Genomic DNA, 19,003 nt, shown 5'->3' on the forward strand with positions numbered 1-19,003 from the left:
CCGGCCGGTTTCACGCAGAATAGCGCGCGAAAGACAGGATTAACGAGCCGTTATGCGCAAGGCTTCGCCTGCTAGGAGTTCTGATGGCGTACGTCCACGCAGAGATCGCGAGCCAGCCGGACTGCTGGCGCCAGGCGAGCGAACTCGCCCCGACGATGCTCGACCGCCTCCCCCACCCCGGTGAACGGGTCGCCGTCGTCGGCTGCGGCACGTCGTGGTTCATGGCCATGGCGTACGCGGCCCGCCGCGAGGCCGCCGGCCAGGGCGAGACCGACGCCTTCCAGGCCAGCGAGTTCCCCGCCGACCGCCACTACGACCGGCTGCTGGCGATCACCCGCTCCGGCACCACCACAGAGGTGCTGGACCTGCTAGCGGTCCTGCGCGGCCGGATCCCGACCACGGTCCTGGTCGGCGATCCCGCATCACCGGTGGTGGAGACCGCGGATGCCGCCGTCACCATGCCGTTCGCCGACGAGCGCTCCGTGGTGCAGACCCGCTTCGCCACCACCGCCCTGGCGCTGCTCCGCGCCCACCTCGGCGACAACATGACCGCACTGGTCGCCGACGCGGAAGTTGCCGTCCGGGCCCCGTTGCCGATCGATCCGATCCGCATCGAACAGGTCACCTTCCTCGGTCGCGGTTGGACGAACGGGCTCGCTCAGGAGGCCGCGTTGAAGTGCCGGGAGGCGGCCACCTTCTGGGCCGAGGCGTACCCGGCGATGGACTACCGGCACGGACCCATCTCGGTGGCCGCTCCCGGCCGGCTCGTCTGGGCCTTCGGTGAACTACCCGAGGGACTACCCGAGGACGTCGCCGCCACCGGTGCATCCTTCGCACACAGCCGCACCCACGGCTATCGCACGGTGCTGGGCCGGTGGGCCGCCGGACGTACCCCAGTCGACCCGATGGCCGACCTGATCCTGGCGCAGCGCTTCGCCGTCGCACTGGCCACCAGTCGCGGCCTCGACCCGGACGCGCCCCGGCACCTCAGCCGGTCCGTGGTTCTCACGTGACCCACCCGTTCCCGGTGCGGTTCCCAGGAACGTCGGCAGAGGCACGACGAGAACCGGGCGACAGGCCGCCACGGCGTCAGGTGACACGGTGGCAGTGACCGGCGGAACGGTCGCTGTGGCGCTCGACGTCGGTGGCACCAGCATCAAGTGTGCGCTCGTCGGCACCGACGGCGTCGTACGGCACACCGAACGGCATCCCACACATGCGGGACGCGGTCCCGGCACCGTGGTCGAGACGATCCTGACCGTGGCCGAAGGACTCACCGCGAAGGCGCACGCGGACGGACTCACGCCCGCCGCGCTCGGCATCGTGGTGCCGGGCGTCGTGGACGAGGCACGCGGCCTCGCGGTCTGGTCGGCGAACGTCGGCTTCCGGGACGTACCCCTGCGCGACCTGGCAGCCACCCGGCTCGGCCTGCCCACTGCACTCGGCCACGACGTGCGGGCCGGTGGTCTCGCCGAGGCACGGCTGGGCGCCGGCCGAGACGCCGGGCAGGTGCTCTTCGTGGCGATCGGCACCGGCATCGCCGCCGCGCACGTGGTGGCCGGCACCGCCGCCACCGGCGCGCACGGAGCCGCCGGGGAACTCGGTCACATCCTGGTCCGCCCCCACGGACCGGTCTGCGGTTGCGGACGGCCGGGCTGCCTGGAGGCGATCGCCGCCGCCTCGGCCGTCGCCCGCCGCTACGCCGAACTGACCGCCGGCAGCGACCCGGCCCACCACGACGGAACCAGGTCGGAAAGTCGGTACGCCGCTGGACCGGGCCCGAAGCGGACCATGGTGACCGCCGCCGAAGTGGCAGCCCGGGCAGCGGCCGGCGAGGAACCCGCCAGCCAAGTCTGGCGAGAAGCAGTCGACGCCCTCGCCGACGGCCTCGCCACCGCCCAGGCACTCTTCGACGTGGAGACCGTCGTCTTGGGCGGCGGCCTCGCCCAGGCCGGCGCCGGGCTGTTCGACCCGCTACATGCCGCGCTACGGGACCGGCTGACCTTCCACCGGGAGCCGCGACTGGTCCCGGCCGTCCTCGGCGACGAGGCGGGTTGCCTCGGCGCCGCCCTGCTCGCCCTCGACCAGTTGGAGACGCCATGACCGAACGGGTGAACGGCAAGGTGGTGACCTCCGGCGGGGTGATCTCGCAGGGTTGCGTCGAAGTGCAGGGCGAACGGATCAGTGCGGTCGCCGAGTACCCGTCGGTACGCGACGGGCACTGGATCGTCCCCGGCTTCGTGGACATCCACAGCCACGGCGGTGGCGGTCACACCTTCACCACCGGTGACGCCGACCAGGCCCGCGCCGCCGCCGCGTTCCACCTGGCGCACGGCACCACCAGCCTGCTGGCCAGCCTGGTCAGCTCCCCGTCCGAGCTGATGCGTTCGGCCACCGCCGCCCTCGCACCGCTGGTCCGCGAGGGCGTACTGGCCGGCATCCACTTCGAAGGGCCGTACCTCTCCGCCGCCCGGTGCGGGGCGCAGAACCCGCAGTTCCTGCGGGATCCCGCCACCGACGAGCTGACCGAACTCCTCAAGATAGGTGCCGGCGCGATCCGGATGGTCACCCTCGCGCCCGAACGGCCGGGCGCGCTCGAAGCCCTGGAACTACTCGTCCGACACGGCGTGGTAGCCGCCATCGGTCACACCGACGGCACGTACGAGCAGACCCGCGCCGCTGTGGCGGCGGGCGCGACCGTCGGCACCCACCTGTTCAACGGGATGCGCCCCATACACCACCGCGAGCCCGGTCCCGTGGTGGCGCTGCTGGCCGCGCCGACCGTGATCTGCGAACTGGTCGCCGACGGGGTGCACCTGCACGAAGGGACACTCGCCTTCGCCACCTCGACCGCCGGTCCGGAACGCTGTGCCCTGGTGACCGACGCGATGTCCGCAGCCGGGATGCCGGACGGCGAGTACGAGCTGGGCGGTCAGGCGGTTACCGTGACCGCCGGGGTGGCCCGGCTCTCGCACGACGGCGCGATCGCCGGCAGCACTTTGACCATGGACGCCGCGCTGCGCGGTGCCGTCGCCGCCGGGATCCCGGTCCCCGACGCGGCGCGGATGGCCGCCACCACCCCGGCCCTGGCCGTCGGCCTCGGCGACCAGGTGGGCGCCCTACAGGCCGGCCTCCGCGCCGACCTGGTGGTGCTCGACGACGACCTGGAGGTCGTCCGGGTGATGCGGGCCGGCGCCTGGGTGGAGTGACCAGAACCCACCCGGCTCAGCCCGCGGAGATCTCCACCCCAAGTACGGCCTGCTCATCGGGGCGGTGCACGAGCACGTCCGACAGGAACGACTGCACCGCGTGGCGCATCCCGACGTCCCGGCCCGCCTGCTCGGAGAGCAACCACTTGTGCTCGATGATCTGGGCGAACAGCTCCTGCGGCTCCAACTTGCGCCGCAGGTGCGCCGGAACCGCCCGGACCACCGGCTCGAAGACCTCGGTCAGCCAACGGTGCGCGGCCTGCTGCTCGTCGGTCAGGTCGCTCTCCGCCCGGTACGCGTCGAGGTCGTTGAGCAACTTGCGGGCCTGGTTCTCCTCCGCGTCCAGCCCGGTCAGGCGGAGGAGTCGACGGTGATGGTAGCCGGCGTCGACGACCTTCGGCCGGATCAGGTAGCGGCCGTTCTCGATGCTCGACATGGCCACCTCCGCCACGTCGAAACCCAGCTCGTTGAGCCGACGGATGCGCCCCTCGATGTCGTGCCGGGCTTCCCGCTCGACCTGCTGCTCGTAGGTGATCTCGTGCCAGAGCCGCTCGTAGCGCTGCACGACCTCTTCACACACCCTCTCGGGGTCGATCGACTCGTGCAGCAGACCGGCCGCCTGAAGGTCGAGCGCCTCACCGAAGATGTTGACCCGAGCTATCTCCAGATCCTCGCCACGCTGGCCGTTGGAGAGCACGCTGCGCAGCGCACCGGTCTCTGCGTCGACCAGATACGCGGCGAAGGCACCCGCATCCCGCCGGAACAGCGTGTTCGACAGCGAGCAGTCGCCCCAGAAGAAGCCGGTCAGATGCATCCGGACCAGCAGCGCGGCGAGCGCGTCGAGCAGTCGGCCCATCGTCCCCGGCCGCAACGTGTGCGAGAACAACGCCCGGTACGGCAGGGAGAACTGAAGGTGGCGGGTGATCAGCACCGGGTCCAGCGGCTCACCCGCGTCGGACTCCCGGTCGGCGACGATCGCCACCGCCTGCACCGACGGGAAATCGATCCGTTCCAGGGCACGCAGTAGGTCGTACTCCCGCTCGGCCACCCGCTCGCCGGTCTCCTTGACCGCGTAGACGTGCCCGCCCAGTTGCACGAAACGCACGATGTGCCGGGAGATGCCCTGCGGCAGCGCGACCAGATGTTCAGCCGGCCACTGCTCCAGCGGTGTCGACCAGGGCAGATCGAGCAGTGCCGGGTCGACGAGAGCCGAGGTGATCCGCACGGCGTCAAGTTTGACGTTTTCCTCGCCGGAGCGCCTCCCCACGTGGCTGGGCCCACAGTCACCGCCGGCCGGGGGGGCCACCCGGACCGGTAGCGTGATCGGGGTGCGGGAAACGTCACCGGTACGTCGGAGGTCGGGTCTGGCACCGGTACGCCCGACCGGCTGGTGGTTCGACGTCGTGCTGCTCGCCGGGTTCGGGGCGCTCACCGCCGCGCTCGCCCGGGGGCACCTGCTCGACCTCGACCTCGCCGTGAGCGAGTGGGCCTTCACCCACGACCCGGTGCCGCTGTACTGGACTGCCCGGCTGTTCAACCTGCTCGGTCAGGGCGGCTGGCTGCTGCTGCCGCTCTCCGGTGCGCTGGCCGTGGCGGTGGCCTGGCGTCGCCGTACGATCCGGCCGTTCCTGCTGGTCACGGGCGCCTTCGTGATCACCATGCTGACCATCGGCCCGCTGAAGCTCTGGACCGACCGGGCAGCTCCCACCGCCTCGGTCAAGGAGCCGTTCCTGACCCCCGCCGATGCGGTGCAGCTCTTCAACCAGCTACCGGCCGGCGCCTACTCGATGTCGTACCCGTCCGGGCACGTCGCCAACGCGATCGTCTGGTACGGCGTGATCGCCCTGCTGCTGGTCTCGCTCACCGTCGGGCGGCCACCGGCCGGCCTGTACCGGCTGGTGCGTTACGCACCGCCGGGAATCCTGCTGCTCACCACCACCTACCTCAACTTCCACTGGCTCACCGACGGGCTCGCCGCCCTGCTGCTGGGACTGCTGCTGGACCGGCTGCTGCACCGGGTCCCCTGGGACGACCTGCCGCTACCCGGACGCCTGCGGCGGTGGGACGGGACGTTCATCCGACGCCGGTAGGGTGCCGCTGTGGATCAACTCGCGCGTCGGTTGGGCGTACCGGACGCCGTCGTCATCGGGCTCGGGTCGATGCTCGGCGCGGGGATCTTCGTGGTCTTCGCTCCCGCCGCTGCGGCGGCCGGGGGCACCGGCCTGCTTGTCGCATTGGCCCTGGCCGGGTTCATCGCCTTCTGCAACGCGACGAGTTCCGCCCGGCTGGCCGCCCGCTATCCCGAATCCGGCGGCACCTACGTCTACGGTCGGGAGCGGCTGCACCCGTTCGCCGGGTTCCTCGCCGGCTGGGGCTTCGTCATCGGGAAGACGGCGAGCTGTGCGGCGATGGCGCTGACCATCGGCGCGTACCTCTGGCCGGGGCAGGCCCGGCTCGTCGCGGTGGCAGCGGTGGTCGCGGTGACGGCGGTGAACCTGCGCGGTATCGGCAAGACGGCCGGCGCCACCCGGATCCTGGTGATGCTGGTGCTCGCCGTGCTCGCGCTGGTCGTGGTGGTCGGCGTACCCGACGTCTCGATCGACCGGATCGACCGGATCGACGGCTCGGCCCGGGGCGTCCTCACCGCTGCCGGGCTGCTCTTCTTCGCCTTCGCCGGGTACGCCCGGATCGCCACCCTCGGCGAGGAGGTCCGTGAACCGCAGCGCACCATCCCTCGGGCGGTGCCGTTGGCGCTCGGCCTGGTACTGGTGACCTACCTGATCCTGGGGGCGGTGGCAGTCGGCGTACTCGGCACGGAACGGCTGGCCACCTCCACCGCACCCCTGGCCGACGTGGTCGGTGCCGCCGGGCTACCCGGTCTGGAGTGGGTGGTCCGGGCCGGCGCGACAATCGCGGTGACCGGGGTGCTGCTCTCCCTGCTGGCCGGGGTGGGTCGCACCACCCTCGCGATGGCCCGCCACCGGGACCTCCCGGCCGGGTTGGCTGCCGTACACCCCCGCCACCGGGTGCCGCACCGGGCCGAACTGGCGGTGGCCGCAGTGGTGATCGTGGTCGTGCTGCTCAGTGACGTGCGGGCGGCGATCGGCTTCTCCGCCTGCACCGTGCTCGTCTACTACGCCATCACCAACACCGCCGCGCTCACCCTCGGCCGGGAGCCGGAGCGGAAACTGCCGGTGCAGGCGGTCGCCGTCGCCGGGCTCGTCGGCTGCCTGCTGCTCGCCGTCAACCTGCCGCTGACCAGCGTGCTCGCCGGCTTCAGCGTGCTCGCCCTCGGCGGCGCCTGGTACGCCCTGCGTTCAGCACACCGCTGACCGGGCACTCGACAGCTTCGCGGTCGGCACCGCACAGCCCGTCATGATCACAGCTGCTCCGCAGCGGCATGTCCCGGCCGGTGACGGGTACGGGCAGCGGCATGCAGACCTTCCTGCCGTACCCGGACTTTCTGGCGAGCGCCCGTGCGCTGGACCAACGACGGCTCGGCAAGCAGCGGGTGGAGGCGATCCAGGTGCTACGTGGGCTGACCCGGTCCACGTACGGCTGGCGCAACCACCCGGCGGTGAAGATGTGGGCCGGATACGAGGAGGCGCTGACCCGGTACGGACTGGACGTCTGCGCTGTCTGGTGCGCCGCTGGCCGGGCCGACACCTGCGCCACCACCCTTTCCGTCGACCTGGCCGCCGCCTGCGGCGTCGAACAGATACGCACCCAGCAGGAACTCGCCCGCGCCGGGGAACTGCCACCATGGCTCGGGCGGACCGAGGTGCACCTGAGCCACCGTTCGGCGCTGCTGCGCAAGGATCCGGCCCACTACCGACCCGTCTTCGGCGACGACGTCCCCGGCGACCTCGACTACGTCTGGCCCACCTCCGACCGCCCTCGCCGCTGCCTGCGGTGAACGGGGAAGGGCACCTTGAAGGGCCCTCCCTGACGTCTGGGGCAGACTGGGCAGGGGTGACCAGGGAGGTCGGCATGACGCTGTCACAGCTGGTTGGGCGGTTCATCGGGGTGCGTCGGCACCGGGTCGACGCCGGTGGCGGTGGCGCGTCCCGCGTGCCGCACCCGGTCACCGCGGTGGTCGTCGGCGGTGGCATCGCCGGCATGTCCGCAGCGGTGGTGCTGGCCGAACGTGGAGTCGAGGTGTCCGTGCTGGAGGCCGCACCCCAACTGGGCGGCCGGCTCGGCGCCTGGCCGGAGACGCTGACCGACGGCACCCGCCACGTCAACGAGCACGGTTTCCACGCCTTCTTCCGGCAGTACTACAACTGGCGGAACATCCTGCGCCGGATCGACCCGGCCCTGCGGTTCCTGCGACCCGTCCCCGGCTATCCGGTGCTCAGCGCCGAGTGGCCGACCGAGGAGTTCGGTCGGCTGCCGCCCGCGCCACCGGCGAACCTGCTCACCCTGCTCGCCCGCAGTCCCAGCCTGCGTCTGGGTGACCTGCGCGGCATGGACCGGGACGCGGCACTGCCCCTGCTGACGTACCACCCGGTGCGTACCTACGCCGAGTTCGACCACACGACCGCCGACGAGCTGCTCGACTCGTTGCGCCTTCCCGACCGGGCCAGGGCGATGCTCTTCGAGGTCTTCTCGCACTCGTTCTTCAATCACGAGGCGGAGATGTCGGCCGCCGAGATGATCGCGCAGTTCCACTTCTACCTGCTCGGCAACCCGGAAGGGCTTGCCTTCGACTGCCCCGACGAGGACTACGCCACGTCCATCTGGGAGCCGCTGGCCCGGCACGTGGAGCGTCACGGTGGCCGGATCCGCACCGGTGAGCCCGTCACCGCCCTGCACCGGGATTCCGGCGGTTGGCGGGTGCACAGCGGACAGGGCAGCTATCAGGCCGGGCACGTCGTACTGGCCGTCGACCCGCCCGCCCTCGCCGCCCTGGTCGCGGGCTCGCCGTCGCTTGCCGGGCAGGCCCCGTCGCTGGCGGCGGCGATGCCCGCGTACGGTCGGCCCGGTCCGCCGTACGCGGTCGCCCGTTACTGGTGCGACGGGGACGTCTCCCCCGAGCGGGCGGTCTTCAGCGGGGTGTCCCGGCAGGCCACCCTGGACTCGGTGACGTTGTACCACCGGCTGGAGCACGAGTCGCGCCGCTGGGCCGCGCGCACCGGTGGCTCGGTGCTCGAGTTGCACGCGTACGCCTGCGAGCCGCAGGTTCCCGCCACCGTGCTGGCCGAACGGATGCGCGCCGAACTGGCAGTGCTCTGGCCCGAGACGGCCCGCCTGCGGGTACGGGAACTGCGGGCCCGGGTCGAAGCGAAAGCGCCCGCCTTCACGCCGGGCAGTCATGCGGGGCGTCCGGATGTCCGCACCGACGCCGACGGCCTCTATCTGGCCGGCGACGGCATCGGTACCGTTTTTCCCAGCGCCCTGATGGAACGTGCGGCGGCCACCGGCATCATCGCGGCGAACCACATCCTGCGCGCCGCGGGTGGTGCCACCGAGCCGCTCCACTCGATCCGGCCGTACGGGCTGCTCACCCGCCGCTGACCTGGGGATACCGCCGCATCGACCCTCCTCGCCGACCCGCCATCGAAATGCGTTGCCGCCTCACCTTGCCGGACCTAAAGTGATCATGCACAGTCGATCGAGTGACGGACCGGTCGGCGGGCACAGGGGGCGACGTCAGGCGCTCGGCCTGGCGTGGCGCCCGCCGGCCCCGCCCACCCGTACACGGCAACGCGAGACCAGCCCGCCCGCTCCTGTCTCCTCCGGTCGCTCCCGGTTCGGATGCAGACTCAGCTGGCCGGTCGCGTCCAACCGAACGTCGCAGGACGACGTTCGTGGAAGGCCGCCACGCCCTCCCGGGCCTCGCCGCTCGCCCGTACCTGCCCGTGCCACCAGGCCACCCGATCGTTGTCGGCCCGCCCGTCGACGATCTCCTTCGCGGCGACGACGCTCAGCTGCGAACGTTCGGCGACCATGGCGGTGAGGTCGGCGACCCGGGCGGCCAGGTCGGCACCGGGCAGCAGCTCGTCGACCAGGCCGATTCGCAGGGCCCGGTCGGCGTCCACCAGCTCGCCGGTGAAGAGTAGGTGCTTCGCCGCAGCCGGGCCGACCAGTCGGGCCAGCCGGTTGGTGGTGGGCACCGGGTAGATCAGCCCCAACCGGGCCGGCGGTACGCCAAAACGCGCATCGGTCGCGGCTATCCGCAGGTCACAGGCGACCGCCAACTGGCAGCCGCCGCCGACGCAGGCACCGTGGACGGCGGCCACGGTCGGCTTGGCGAAGGCGGCCAGCCGTTCCTCCGCCAGCACGGCGAGGCTGGCGTCGCCGGCAGCCAGGAGTTCGTCCATCTCACCGAGATCGGCGCCGGCGCAGAAGGTGCCGTCAGCGCCGGTGAGCACCACGACACGTACCGTCGGGTCGGCCTCCAGCCCGTCGAGCAGCACCGGCAGCCGCCGCCACATGGCCGCGGTCATCGCGTTACGCCGGCCCGGATTGCAGATCACCACCGTGGCCACCGCACCCGCCACCTCGACCGTCAGGTCCGCGTCCGCCACCATCGACCGTCCCTCCGCCACACCACGCCGTGCCGCCTGCGGCGACCCTATCCGCCCGACCCACCTCGCCGATCGGGCGACCCGGTCCGGTCACTCCTCCCGCCGACCACCGCTGTACGCCTGGGCGCAGCCCGGCATTCACCTGCGGGCCGCCCACGCCTCCTAACGTCACCGTGCGCGCACGTCGTACCCAGCACGAGTGAGCAGGTGGTCATGCCATCCACACCCGAGGTCAGCGTGGTCATCCCCACCTTCGCCCGCCCGGAGTTGGTGAGCCGCGCGGTCCGCAGCGCCCTCGCGCAGACGGTCACCGACATCGAGGTGATCGTCGTCGTCGACGGTCCGGACGAGGACACCGGCAAGGCACTCGCTGAGATCGGTGACCCCCGGCTCCGCGTGGTCGAGCTGCCCGGCAAGGGTGGCGCGCCCAACGCCCGCAACACCGGCGTACGTGCGGCACGTGCCCCCTGGACCGCCCTGCTCGACGACGACGACGAGTGGCTTCCCACGAAGCTGGCCGCGCAGCTGGAGCTGGCCGGCAATGCCACGGTACGCAGCCCGATCATCGCCAGCAGACTGATCAACAAGACGCCCCGGGCGGAGTTCGTGATGCCCCGGCGCCTACCGGAGCCGGGCGAGCCGATCTGCGAGTACCTCACCCTCCGGCGCGGCCTGTTCCACGGCGACGGGTTCATTCAGACCTCGACCATCATGGCGCCGACCGAGCTGCTGCGCCGGGTGCCGTTCACCGTCGGTCTGCGTCGGCAGCAGGAACTGGACTGGACCGTACGCGCGGTCGCCCATCCGGACGTCGAACTGCTCATCGCCGCCGAGCCGCTGGTGCTCTGGCACCAGGACGAGAACCGGCCACGGATCAGCCTCAGTTCGCCGTGGGAGGCCCAGCTGGAGTGGCTGCGCGGGATCCGGTCTCTGATCACCCCGCGGGCGTACGCGGCGATCACGATGAGCATCATCAGCTCGATGGCCGCACCCACCCGCAGTTTCCAGGTTTTCCGGCTGCTGCTCGCCGAGGCCCGCCGCCACGGACAGCCGAGTCTCGTCGACTACCTGACGTTCCTGCAGATCTGGCTGCTGCCACCGCAGGTGCGGCACCGGGTCCGTGACCGGATCCTCGGTCGTGGTCGACGCGGCGGTACATCCGGGTCAGAAGAGCTGGCGGGCACCGAACACACCGGGGTGAACGGGACGGCCGGCACCGCCGGGACGGCGGGGATCGGAGCCGATGGCCGACGATAGGGTGGCCGTGATCTGGCGCAGCTGCCTGTTACCCGGCTCGGAGACGTTCATCCGGAATCAGGGCGACGCGCTGCCCACCTGGCGTCCGGTCTACCTGGGCGCCGTCCGGGTCACGTCACCGCTCTCCCGGGACGGTGACGTGGTGCTGTGCCCGAACACGCCACGAGGCCGCCGCGAGTGGCTGCGGTTGCGACTGACCGGCGGGTCGCCCCGGCTACGTCGGTTGCTGGCCCGCCTGCAACCCGACCTGGTGCACGCACACTTCGGTGGGGACGGCTGGCTGGTCAGCCGTACCGCCGTGCAGTTGGGCATTCCGCTGGTCGTCACGTTGCACGGTCTCGACGTGACCCGACAGGCGGCGGCACCCGGGCCACGCGGTGCCCGACATCGGCGAAACCTGCGGACCATGTTCGGCCGGGCCGCGCTGATCCTGGCGGTCTCTGGTGCGATCAAGGATCGGGCGGTGGCGCTGGGAGCGGATCCGGCGAAGATCCGCGTACATCACACCGGTGTGCCGGTGCCGCCGGAACCGGCGGCCGGGCCGAAGCAGTGGGACGTCGTGTTCGTGGGCCGGTTCGTGGAGAAGAAGGGGATCGAGGATCTCGTCGAGGCGTTGGGCATGCTGTCCGAGCTGCGCCCCCGGGTGTTGCTCGTCGGCGCCGGGCCGCTGCACGAACGGGTACGCGCCCGTGCCGCGCAGCTGGGCGTGGACGCCACGTTCGCCGGTGCTCTGCCGCCGCCGGAGGTGATGCGGCACATCGCGGCGGCCAAACTGCTCGCGGCGCCGTCGCGTACCGCGTCCGACGGGGACACCGAGGGGCTACCCACCACGATCCTGGAGGCGTTGAGCCTCGGCGTGCCGGTCGTCTCGACCTACCACAGCGGCATCCCTGAGGCGGTCACCCACGAGTCGAACGGCCTGCTCTGCCCCGAGGGCGACCGGTCAGCCCTGGCGGGTAACCTCCGCCGTCTGCTCGTCGACGCGTCACTACGCGACCAACTCGGCAAGGCCGCCCGCCACCGCGCCGAGACCGACTTCGACCTGCACCGGCAGACCCGCCGTCTCGAGTCCCTCTACGACTCCCTCCTCGCCCACCCCGACCCAACCTGACTTCGCCGAGCACGCAGTTGTGTTAGGCGCCTCGTCGCTTCTGCCCCAAGCGGCCATGCCACAACTACCTGATCGCGGGGGTGGGGGTTGGGATGGTCAGTTGGTGGGGCGGAGGCGGCGGACGGCGGAACGGACGGTGCGCCGGGCGGTACGGGCACCAGCCAGCAGGAGACGTCCGGCCCGCACGGTCGGCTTGCCGTGCAGCAACGAGACGATCCCGCGCAACCGTCTCAACTCGTCGTCGCGCTCGGTCAAGGCCCCTTCGTACCAGTCCCGCAGCGCCCGAGCCTCAGCCAGTTCACGGGCCAGCCGCTCCCGGTCCGTCAGGAGTTCCCGCCAGCCCTCGACGGCGGCGCCGCCGTCGTCGACCGCCGGCCCCGGCTCCCGACCTGCCATCGCGGTCAGCATGGTGGTCAGCTCACCGGCCGGCCAGAGGTCGGCGAGCCCCACGTCGATCAGCCGGGACGCCAGCCGCCGCAGCACCGGCTCGGTGCCCTCGGTCAGTCCGTGCCACGTGCCGTCCGGGGTGACGACGACGGCATCGGCCGGCACTCCCGCCACCGCACCGGACTGCCAGGTGGTGAGCAGCGCCCGCACCGCCGGCAGGTCCCGCCGCAACGACGCGGCCACCACGAGATCCTCGACGGTACGCCCGGACGGAACGGCCGCACCGTCATCGAACCGCCACCCACCTGCCGGATCCCGACGCACCTGCCGGAGCCGACCGTGCTGCCCGAGTATCGCAGCCGGCACCGCGCCGGCCTGTTCCGTCCACACCCGGTGGGTAGGGTCCGACCCCGACTCCAGGTCCGGTGGACGTTCGCCGAGCAGCACCCAGGCCGGCGCGAGTTCGACGGCGATCCCGTTCCGGACAGCCGATCCGACCAACCGCGCCGGGTCGGCCAACATCGGTGCGGCCGGCACCGGGCCGTGACCTTCAGCGGCCGGGCCGCGGGTACCGCCCCCGCCACCGTCGAGGACGGACTGGTCGCTGAGGGCAGCCTGGAGGAAGCCGGTCAGCGCCGGGTCGGCCAACAGTTCCACACCGATCAGAGCGGTCGGTGCGAGGTGGGACGGGAAGACCGCCCAGGCGCCATCGATCCGCAGCCCCGACGCCGTCAGCCGGGCTTGCAGCCGGGCGGGGCCGGCGGGACGCGTGTCGTCGTACTCGCCGAGTGCCGCCCAGTCGGAGTCGGCGCGCGGCAGCGGCGACGCCAGCAGCCGGTGCAGACCGGACGGGTTCTCGGCGCTCAGCAGCAGCCGACCGCCGGGACGCAGCACCGACACCAGCAAGTCGAACGCCTCACCCCAGGACAGCTGCGTCCCCTCGGCCGAAGCGAGACGGTCCAGCCCGGCCAGGGCGACGATGCTGTCGTACGGGCTCGTGCCGGCGAGCTTCTCCGGGCCGCCGCAGCACACCCGCACCCCGCTCCGGTGGGCGTATCGGGCAGCCAACGCCTCGGCGTCGGGAAGACCCCGCACCAGCACTGTCAGGTCGGCCGAGGGCAGCGCGTCGAGCAGGTCGAGATCGTGTGGCCCCACCACGAGCGTACGGCCCGACACCACGGGTAACAGGGCCGCCAGCCCTGGACCGCGTACCGGGCCCGGGCCACGCGTACCGTCGAGATCCGACCAGCCGAACATCTCGTCACCGAGCAGCTGCACCGCGTTCATCGACCAACCTCCGTGCACTGGTGTTCCGGAGCCGGCCGAGTCGCCGGGTCGTCGGTCACGTCGTCGGGACGCCCGCCGCCGGTCACGACGTGGTACTCATCGGTGTGGTGTTCTTCACCGGACCGGTCCCTGGACGTCGGGGGCTGACCGGCGGGCTCGGGCCATCGGAACAACCGCCGCAACTCCTGCGGTGGCAGCAGCCGGTCGGCACCCAGTTCGGCGCCGGCCAGGGCGCGGGCGGCGTCCAGGTCGACCTGCGGGCCGTGCAGGTCCGCCCACTGGCGTCGGATCCGTGGCTGGCCACCCCAGATCGGCGCTTCACCGCTGAGCTGCATCGGATCGCCGTAGACGGCCGGGGCGCAGCCGGCCAGGATGCCGTAGAATACCGCGCTGCACAGCCGGTTCGAGGCGACCCGACGGTGTCGACGCAACTCGACCAGTTGCCGGTGGAGGAACCCCGGGTCGAGGTCACGCCACCGGCCGCCCCGGTACCCGTGGCAGACGACCCGGAAGCCGGCCCGCTCGTAGTGGTGGCGTACCCGCGCGGAGCGGTACTCCTGCCAGTAGAGGCAGACCGTCACCGGTCCCGGTTCGACGGCCCGGATCTCGTCGATCAGCCGGCCGTGGTCGCCGACGACCCGCTGTCCCTCCCAGCCGTGGAAGGGGTACCAGATGGTGCCCTCCCGCTGCGCCGGCCCCTCCGGTTCCATCGCCAGCAGGTACGCCCACGGCGAACCGACCACGTACGTCTGTCGTCGGCCGAGGGACCACGCCCGCCGCCGGGTCCGCTCCGACCAGAGGAACAGCGGTACACCGGGTACGAAATCGTGGTCGTACGCCATGCCGTCGCCGATGTTCCAGCCGTGTTGGAGGTAGCCGTGGATGCGGGGCGGCTCACGGTCGTCGAGCCCGCAGTAGCGGGCCAGCACGTGGGAGTGCCCGTAGTAATGGTTGGCATGGTGCACGTTGGCGGGCGCCCCTGGTCGTGGTGACGGGTCACGGCGTGACGGGTGGAGGCGGAGCCTATTCGGCCCGTCTGAACACCCGGCCACGCCGAGGTGTCCACCCGGTGCGCCATGCGTGATACAGATGGAGCCCCCGGCCGGGATCGAACCGGCGACATCCCGCTTACAAGGCGGGTGCTCTGGCCAGCTGAGCTACAGGGGCGTTGTGTCGAGGCCAGCATAGCGACAGGCGTCCGGATTTCCTGCTCCGCAGGGGTCCCGAGCATGGGAAACGTCAACATCCCGACGCGTCGGCGTCGATTCGTGTCCGAGCGTGCCCGAGTGACCGGTATGCGAATGCTTCGGAAGCAGCCGCCGGCCGTACACCTTGGCATCGCGGCGAAAGCCGTTTACCGTGCAGTGACACGGCCGACACGGGCTCGCCCCGCGCTGACCGTGGCGCCGGTACGGGTAACCGTGCCGGTCGCTCCTTCACTCGGATCGTCCGGCACGTTCCTGCCGGTGAAAGGAAGCGTCCCCTCATGGCTACGGTCACCTACGCGAAGGCTTCCCGGGTCTACCCGGGCACCGAACGCCCCGCGGTAAACCAACTCGACCTGCAGATCGGCGACGGCGAGTTCCTCGTCCTGGTCGGCCCCTCCGGCTGCGGAAAGTCCACGAGCCTGCGCATGCTCGCGGGCCTTGAAGACGTCGACGACGGCGCGATCTACATCGACGACCGGGACGTCACCCACCTACCGCCGAAGGCCCGCGACATCGCCATGGTCTTCCAGAACTACGCCCTCTACCCGCACATGACGGTGTACGAGAACATGGCGTTCGCGCTCAAGCTGCGCAAAACCTCCAAAGCTGAGATCGACAGGCGGGTCAAGGAAGCGGCGGCTCTGCTCCAGCTGGACGAGTACCTCAGCCGCAAGCCCAAAGCGCTCTCCGGCGGTCAGCGTCAGCGGGTCGCGATGGGTCGGGCCATCGTCCGGGAACCGCAGGTCTTCCTCATGGACGAGCCGCTGTCGAACCTCGACGCCAAGCTGCGGGTGCAGACCCGTACCCAGATCGCGTCCCTGCAGGCCAAACTCGGCATCACCACCGTCTACGTCACCCACGACCAGGTCGAGGCCATGACCATGGGTCACCGGGTCGCGGTCATGCTCGACGGCGTACTCCAGCAGGTCGACACCCCCCGGACGCTCTACGACACCCCGGCCAACGTCTTCGTCGCCGGGTTCATCGGCTCGCCCGCCATGAACATCAAGACCGTGCCGTTCACCGAGCAGGGCGCATCGTTCGCTGAGATGTCCATCCCGCTGACCCGCGAGCAGGTGGCGACGGCGAACGCCGAGGACGGCAACGGCAAGGTGACGGTGGGCTTCCGTCCGGAGGACTGCGACATCGTCAGCCCGAACGAGGGCGGCATGCCGGTCGTGGTCGAGCTGGTCGAGGACCTGGGCTCCGACGCCAACGTCTACGGCCACGCCGCGCTCGACGGCGCCTCCGAGCGGTTCGTGGTCCGCACCGACCGTCGGCACATGCCGAAGCTTGGCGACACGATCTTCGTGAGGCCCCGCGCCGGCCAGAGCCACGTCTTCCACTCCGCCACCGGGCAGCGCATCTGAGTTGGCAACCGAAAGGGGCGGTCCGCCGATGGCGGGCCGCCCCTTTCGCGTACGCTCTGCGGTTTCTCAGCCCTCGACGGCCCGGCGGCGCGCCACCTCAGCCAGCGTGACCGCGGCGGCCACGCTGGCGTTCAGGGACTCCACCTCGGAGATCATCGGGATGCTGACGGTGAGGTCGCAGGTCTGCCCGACCAGACGGGACAGCCCTCGCCCCTCCGAGCCGACCACGACGACGAGCGGACCGACGGCGGCTTCCAGGTCGTACAGGTCCGTCTCCCCGTCGGCGTCCAGACCGACCACCACGAACCCGGCGTCGCGGCAGGACTTCAGCGATCGGGTCAGGTTCGTCACCTGGGCCACCGGAACCCGGGCCGCGGCCCCGGCACTCGTACGCCAGGCAGTCGCGGTGATCCCGGCCGCACGCCGCTCCGGTACGAACACACCCTGCGCACCGAACGCCGCGGCGGAACGGATCACCGCACCGAGGTTACGCGGATCGGTCACCCCGTCCAGCGCTACCAGCAGCGGCGCCGGCTGTTCCAGTGCGGCGGCGACCAGGTCCTCGAACGGCTCGTACGCGAACGGCGGCACCTGGAGACCGACGCCCTGATGCAGCACACCCCCGGTCATCCGGTCCAGTTCGGCGCGGCTGCTCTCCAGCATCGCGATACCCCGGTCGGCGGCGGTACGGACGATCTCCTTGACCCGATCGTCGACGTCGATACCCAGCGCCGTGTAAAGCGCGGTCGCCGGCACCTGGGTACGCAACGCCTCAAGCACCGGGTTGCGGCCGACCAGCAGCTCCGGAGAGTCCTTCGCCGGATTGGACTTACGGCCCGGCGCGACCCGGGGACCGGTGCGCCCGGCGGACTGCTTACCCCGGGCCGGCTTCGCCGTGGCCGCGCCACGGCCGCCACCCCTGCCCCAGGTCGTGTCCTTGCTGCCGGGCTGGCCGATCTTCGGGGCACGCCCTTCCTCGGCCGCCGCCCGACGCTCCTTCTCCTGCTTCCAGGCGGTGCGCTGCGGCAACTTCTCGGTGCCGGAGTACGCCTTGTGCCACGGTCGCTCGTCGGCTGGCAACGTCCGGCCGCGCCCGGCGAGGGAATCCCGGTTCTTTCCGCCGGAACCCTTCGGGGCACTTGCCTTCGACGTCACCCGCCGGCCACGGCGCTGTGAATTGCCGGCCATCAGTCCTGCTCTCCAATAGTCCAACGCGGTCCCTGTGGGGTGTCCTCGACCACCACTCCGGCCCGCTTGAGTTGATCCCGCAGCGCGTCGGCGGCGGCCCAGTCCTTACGGACCCGGGCCTGCGCGCGTTGTTCCAGCGCCAGAGCGATCAGGGAGTCCACCACACCACGGAGGTCACTCGCCCGGGCTCCGCCGGTCCAGGCCGGGTCGAGAGGGTCGACCCCGAGGATATCCAGCATCGCGCGGACGCTCGCGAGCGTGGTGCGGACCGTCACATCCTCTCCGCCGGCCAGCGCATTGTTGCCGTCCCGCAGCACCTCGTGCAGCGCCGCCAGCGCGGCCGAGGTGTTCAGGTCGTCGTCCATCGCGGCGACGAACCCGGCTGGCAGATCGCCCAGCCCACCCGCGCCTACCCGTTCCACGGCGCGGGTCACGAAGCCCTCGATCCGCCGGTACGCGACGGCCGCCTCGCGCAACGCCTCCTCCGAGTAGTCGATCCGGGAACGGTAGTGGGCAGCCACGTAGTAGTAGCGCAACTCGACCGGGCGCACCCCGAGGGAGGCGACGTAGGACAGGTCGAGGGCGTTGCCCAGCGACTTGCCCATCTTCGTCCCGCCGATGCCGAGCAGGCCGTGATGCACCCAGTACCGGGCGAAGGGCAAGCCCGCGGCCTGGGACTGCGCCAGCTCGTTCTCGTGGTGCGGGAAGGTCAGGTCGAGACCCCCGCCGTGGATGTCGAACTCCGCGCCCAGATAGCGCCAGCACATCGCCGAGCACTCGATGTGCCAGCCAGGTCGGCCCCGCCCCCACGGCGACGGCCAGTAGGCGTCCGCCGGCTCATCCGGCTTGGCACCCTTCCACAGTGCGAAGTCGCGCGGGTCACGCTTGCCCCGCTCCGGTGCGTCACCGGCTGACTGCATGTCGTCGGGCGACTGGTTGGACAACGCCCCGTACGCCGGCCACGAGCACACGTCGAAGTACACGTCACCCGAGCCGTCGGTGGCCGGGTAGGCGTGCCCCCGCTCGATCAACTGTGCGATCAGTTCGTGCATCTCGGGGATGTGACCGGTAGCGCGCGGTTCGTAGGTGGGTGGCAGCACGTTCAACGACCGGTACGCCTCGGCCAGCTTCAACTCGTTGGCGTACGCGATCGGCCAGAACGGGCGCTCCTGCTCCTGCGCCTTGACCAGGATCTTGTCGTCGATGTCGGTCACGTTGCGGATGAAGGTGACCTCGAAACCGGCAACCGTCAGCCAGCGACGCAACACGTCGTAGTTGACGCCGGAGCGAAGATGGCCAATGTGCGGCGGCGCCTGGAGGGTGAGACCACACAGGTAGACCCCCACCTTGCCGGCTTCCCGCGGGACGAAGTCCCGCACCGATCGGGTGGCGGTGTCATACAGGCGTAGCGTCACCGTACAAGGGTAGCCGTCCGCTGTTGCCTGCCCGGTCGGAG

Annotated in this window: 16 protein-coding genes and 1 tRNA gene; 10 read left to right on the forward strand and 7 right to left on the reverse strand. The window is 71.2% G+C overall.

The window, feature by feature from the left end; all coding sequences use genetic code 11:
* Positions 1-83 precede the first annotated feature (83 nt).
* The 3 genes from HCA58_RS02550 to nagA all read left to right on the forward strand — a co-directional run bounded on the left by HCA58_RS02550 (position 84) and on the right by nagA (position 3,209).
* Entirely contained in the window at positions 84-1,013 is a 930-nt protein-coding gene (locus HCA58_RS02550) for a sugar isomerase (RefSeq protein ID WP_169596071.1), read from the forward strand.
* A gap of 88 nt (positions 1,014-1,101) precedes the next feature.
* Positions 1,102-2,103 (forward strand): ROK family protein, encoded by a 1,002-nt coding sequence (locus HCA58_RS02555; RefSeq protein ID WP_169596072.1) that lies wholly within the window; start codon positions 1,102-1,104, stop codon positions 2,101-2,103.
* Complete coding sequence (nagA, locus tag HCA58_RS02560) at positions 2,100-3,209, forward strand: N-acetylglucosamine-6-phosphate deacetylase (protein WP_169596073.1); 1,110 nt, start codon at positions 2,100-2,102, stop codon at positions 3,207-3,209. Before HCA58_RS02555 ends, nagA begins: the two co-directional genes overlap by 4 nt.
* Before the next feature lie 16 nt (positions 3,210-3,225).
* On the opposite strand, the gene HCA58_RS02565 is transcribed toward nagA, so the two are convergent.
* Positions 3,226-4,434, reverse strand: coding sequence for a DUF4032 domain-containing protein (locus HCA58_RS02565; RefSeq protein WP_169596074.1), 1,209 nt, complete (start codon positions 4,432-4,434; stop codon positions 3,226-3,228).
* 103 nt (positions 4,435-4,537) lie between these two features.
* On the opposite strand from HCA58_RS02565, the gene HCA58_RS02570 reads away from it, so the two are divergent.
* From HCA58_RS02570 to HCA58_RS02585, 4 genes are all read left to right on the forward strand, one after another.
* Positions 4,538-5,299, forward strand: coding sequence for a phosphatase PAP2 family protein (locus tag HCA58_RS02570; protein WP_169596075.1), 762 nt, complete (start codon positions 4,538-4,540; stop codon positions 5,297-5,299).
* Positions 5,300-5,308: 9 nt separating this feature from the next.
* Positions 5,309-6,541, forward strand: coding sequence for an APC family permease (locus tag HCA58_RS02575; protein WP_169596076.1), 1,233 nt, complete (start codon positions 5,309-5,311; stop codon positions 6,539-6,541).
* A 101-nt stretch (positions 6,542-6,642) separates the two neighbouring features.
* Positions 6,643-7,125 carry an MSMEG_6728 family protein gene (locus HCA58_RS02580; RefSeq protein WP_169596077.1) on the forward strand — a complete coding sequence of 161 codons (483 nt, stop codon included), beginning with the start codon at positions 6,643-6,645 and terminating at the stop codon, positions 7,123-7,125.
* Between the two features lie 74 nt (positions 7,126-7,199).
* Entirely contained in the window at positions 7,200-8,726 is a 1,527-nt protein-coding gene (locus tag HCA58_RS02585) for an FAD-dependent oxidoreductase (RefSeq protein ID WP_169596078.1), read from the forward strand.
* Positions 8,727-8,974: 248 nt separating this feature from the next.
* Here HCA58_RS02585 and HCA58_RS02590 read toward each other — a convergent pair whose 3' ends face one another.
* On the reverse strand, positions 8,975-9,742 hold the full coding sequence (locus HCA58_RS02590; RefSeq protein WP_169596079.1) for an enoyl-CoA hydratase/isomerase family protein: 768 nt from the start codon (positions 9,740-9,742) through the stop codon (positions 8,975-8,977).
* A 210-nt stretch (positions 9,743-9,952) separates the two neighbouring features.
* On the opposite strand from HCA58_RS02590, the gene HCA58_RS02595 reads away from it, so the two are divergent.
* Together HCA58_RS02595 and HCA58_RS02600 are read left to right on the forward strand one after the other, a co-directional pair.
* Positions 9,953-10,996 carry a glycosyltransferase family 2 protein gene (locus HCA58_RS02595; protein WP_169596080.1) on the forward strand — a complete coding sequence of 348 codons (1,044 nt, stop codon included), beginning with the start codon at positions 9,953-9,955 and terminating at the stop codon, positions 10,994-10,996.
* Entirely contained in the window at positions 10,983-12,107 is a 1,125-nt protein-coding gene (locus tag HCA58_RS02600) for a glycosyltransferase (RefSeq protein WP_169596081.1), read from the forward strand. The genes HCA58_RS02595 and HCA58_RS02600 overlap by 14 nt, the downstream gene beginning before the upstream one ends.
* A 96-nt stretch (positions 12,108-12,203) precedes the next feature.
* Here the strand turns inward: HCA58_RS02600 and HCA58_RS02605 are convergent, their stop codons facing one another.
* The 3 genes from HCA58_RS02605 to HCA58_RS02615 form a co-directional block, all read right to left on the reverse strand.
* Positions 12,204-13,781 carry a hypothetical protein gene (locus tag HCA58_RS02605; RefSeq protein WP_169596082.1) on the reverse strand — a complete coding sequence of 526 codons (1,578 nt, stop codon included), beginning with the start codon at positions 13,779-13,781 and terminating at the stop codon, positions 12,204-12,206.
* Positions 13,778-14,746, reverse strand: a complete 969-nt coding sequence (locus HCA58_RS02610; protein ID WP_346775853.1) for a hypothetical protein — start codon at positions 14,744-14,746, stop codon at positions 13,778-13,780. Before HCA58_RS02610 ends, HCA58_RS02605 begins: the two co-directional genes overlap by 4 nt.
* 125 nt (positions 14,747-14,871) lie before the next feature.
* Positions 14,872-14,948 (reverse strand) — tRNA-Thr (locus HCA58_RS02615).
* A 319-nt stretch (positions 14,949-15,267) separates the two neighbouring features.
* Here HCA58_RS02615 and ugpC point away from each other — a divergent pair.
* A complete protein-coding gene (gene ugpC, locus HCA58_RS02620) occupies positions 15,268-16,359 on the forward strand; it encodes a sn-glycerol-3-phosphate ABC transporter ATP-binding protein UgpC (protein ID WP_169596083.1) in 1,092 nt (363 codons plus the stop codon).
* A gap of 66 nt (positions 16,360-16,425) precedes the next feature.
* Here the strand turns inward: ugpC and rlmB are convergent, their stop codons facing one another.
* Positions 16,426-17,547 carry a 23S rRNA (guanosine(2251)-2'-O)-methyltransferase RlmB gene (rlmB, locus tag HCA58_RS02625; protein ID WP_169596084.1) on the reverse strand — a complete coding sequence of 374 codons (1,122 nt, stop codon included), beginning with the start codon at positions 17,545-17,547 and terminating at the stop codon, positions 16,426-16,428.
* A complete protein-coding gene (cysS, locus tag HCA58_RS02630) occupies positions 17,547-18,962 on the reverse strand; it encodes a cysteine--tRNA ligase (RefSeq protein WP_169596085.1) in 1,416 nt (471 codons plus the stop codon). Before cysS ends, rlmB begins: the two co-directional genes overlap by 1 nt.
* Positions 18,963-19,003 lie beyond the last annotated feature (41 nt).

Origin of the sequence: Micromonospora sp. HNM0581, assembly GCF_012726175.1 — a bacterium.
GTDB lineage: Bacteria > Actinomycetota > Actinomycetes > Mycobacteriales > Micromonosporaceae > Micromonospora.

What these genes read in the sequence shown, in the direction of transcription:
- ugpC (WP_169596083.1), top strand. Translation starts at nt 15,268, where the DNA reads ATGGCTACGGTCACCTACGCGAAGGCTTCCCGGGTCTACCCGGGCACC.
- HCA58_RS02600 (WP_169596081.1), top strand. Translation starts at nt 10,983, where the DNA reads ATGGCCGACGATAGGGTGGCCGTGATCTGGCGCAGCTGCCTGTTACCC.
- rlmB (WP_169596084.1), bottom strand. Translation starts at nt 17,547, where the DNA reads ATGGCCGGCAATTCACAGCGCCGTGGCCGGCGGGTGACGTCGAAGGCA.
- HCA58_RS02595 (WP_169596080.1), top strand. Translation starts at nt 9,953, where the DNA reads ATGCCATCCACACCCGAGGTCAGCGTGGTCATCCCCACCTTCGCCCGC.
- HCA58_RS02590 (WP_169596079.1), bottom strand. Translation starts at nt 9,742, where the DNA reads ATGGTGGCGGACGCGGACCTGACGGTCGAGGTGGCGGGTGCGGTGGCC.
- HCA58_RS02550 (WP_169596071.1), top strand. Translation starts at nt 84, where the DNA reads ATGGCGTACGTCCACGCAGAGATCGCGAGCCAGCCGGACTGCTGGCGC.
- nagA (WP_169596073.1), top strand. Translation starts at nt 2,100, where the DNA reads ATGACCGAACGGGTGAACGGCAAGGTGGTGACCTCCGGCGGGGTGATC.
- HCA58_RS02585 (WP_169596078.1), top strand. Translation starts at nt 7,200, where the DNA reads ATGACGCTGTCACAGCTGGTTGGGCGGTTCATCGGGGTGCGTCGGCAC.
- HCA58_RS02580 (WP_169596077.1), top strand. Translation starts at nt 6,643, where the DNA reads ATGCAGACCTTCCTGCCGTACCCGGACTTTCTGGCGAGCGCCCGTGCG.
- HCA58_RS02605 (WP_169596082.1), bottom strand. Translation starts at nt 13,781, where the DNA reads ATGAACGCGGTGCAGCTGCTCGGTGACGAGATGTTCGGCTGGTCGGAT.